The organism is Pseudomonas sp. NY15372 (assembly GCF_048068215.1).
Lineage (GTDB): Bacteria > Pseudomonadota > Gammaproteobacteria > Pseudomonadales > Pseudomonadaceae > Aquipseudomonas > Aquipseudomonas guariconensis_A.
In genome coordinates this window covers 1-1,428 of record NZ_JBLUPY010000077.1, presented here as the reverse complement: position 1 = coordinate 1,428, position 1,428 = coordinate 1, and the positions used below count along the sequence as shown (strand labels likewise).

Annotated in this window: 1 protein-coding gene; it reads left to right on the top strand. The window is 68.4% G+C overall.

All coding sequences use genetic code 11. The annotated features are described in order from the left end of the window. Positions 1-182: 182 nt before the first annotated feature. Positions 183-1,274, top strand: a complete 1,092-nt coding sequence (gene aroC, locus ACNFG0_RS22805) for a chorismate synthase (RefSeq protein WP_416766520.1) — start codon at positions 183-185, stop codon at positions 1,272-1,274. The last annotated feature ends 154 nt before the right edge of the window (positions 1,275-1,428 follow it).

Below are 1,428 nucleotides of genomic sequence, written 5' to 3'. Positions count from 1 at the left end.
GCCCCCCCCCGCCCCGGTCCGGCCTCCCGGCGGCCCCCGCCAGCCGGCCCCCCCCCACCCCCGGCCACGCTCATTGGGGGGGCGGCGTCGCCGGCGATTGGGCCAGTACAGGCAACCTATCCGTTGGAGATTTCCGTATACTGCCCGCCTCCTTCAAATTCAGGCAGATTCGCGGAGCGTCCATGTCCGGCAATACCTACGGCAAGCTGTTCACTGTCACCACCGCTGGCGAAAGCCACGGCCCGGCGTTGGTCGCCATTGTCGATGGGTGCCCGCCAGGCCTGGAAATCACCCTGGCCGACCTGCAGCATGACCTCGACCGGCGCAAGCCGGGTACCAGCCGGCACACCACCCAGCGCCAGGAAGCGGACGAAGTGGAAATCCTCTCGGGCGTGTTCGAGGGCCGCACCACCGGCTGCTCGATCGGCCTGTTGATCCGCAACACCGACCAGAAGTCCAAGGACTACTCGGCGATCAAGGACCTGTTCCGCCCGGCCCACGCCGACTACACCTACCATCACAAATACGGCATCCGCGACTACCGCGGCGGCGGCCGCAGCTCGGCCCGCGAGACCGCCATGCGCGTGGCCGCCGGCGCCATCGCCAAGAAATACCTGGCCACCCAGGGTATCCGCGTGCGCGGCTACATGAGCCAGCTGGGCCCGATCGAAATTCCGTTCAAGACCTGGGAGTCGGTGGAGCACAACGCCTTCTTCAGCCCCGACCCGGACAAGGTGCCAGCGCTGGAGGCCTACATGGACCAGCTGCGCCGTGACCAGGATTCGGTCGGCGCCAAAATCACCGTGGTCGCCGAAGGCGTGATGCCGGGCCTGGGTGAGCCGATCTTCGACCGCCTGGACGCCGAGCTTGCCCATGCGCTGATGAGCATCAACGCGGTCAAGGGCGTGGAAATCGGCGCGGGCTTCGCCAGTGTCGCCCAACGTGGCAGCGAGCACCGTGACGAGCTGACCCCGGAAGGCTTCCTCAGCAACAACGCCGGCGGCATCCTCGGCGGTATTTCCTCCGGCCAGCCGATCGTCGCCCACCTGGCGCTCAAGCCGACCTCCAGCATCACCACGCCAGGCCGTTCCATCGACGTCGATGGCAACCCGGTGGAGGTGATCACCAAGGGCCGTCACGACCCATGCGTGGGCATCCGCGCCACGCCTATCGCCGAGGCAATGATGGCCATCGTGCTGATGGACCACCTGCTGCGTCATCGGGCGCAGAATGCTGAAGTGAAGGTGAACACCCCGGTGCTGGGCCAACTCTGAGAACGGAGTTCTCCAGTCAGGTACAGGGTGCCTGAACCGGCCCAATCGCGGGGGGGGCCCCCCCCCCCCCCCGCCGCCGCCCCGGGGGGGGCCCCCCCAGTGGGGGCACCCGCCCCCCCCAAACCCCCCCCACCACCCCCCCCGGCCAAACGGG

What these genes read in the sequence shown, in the direction of transcription:
- aroC (WP_416766520.1), top strand. Translation starts at nt 183, where the DNA reads ATGTCCGGCAATACCTACGGCAAGCTGTTCACTGTCACCACCGCTGGC.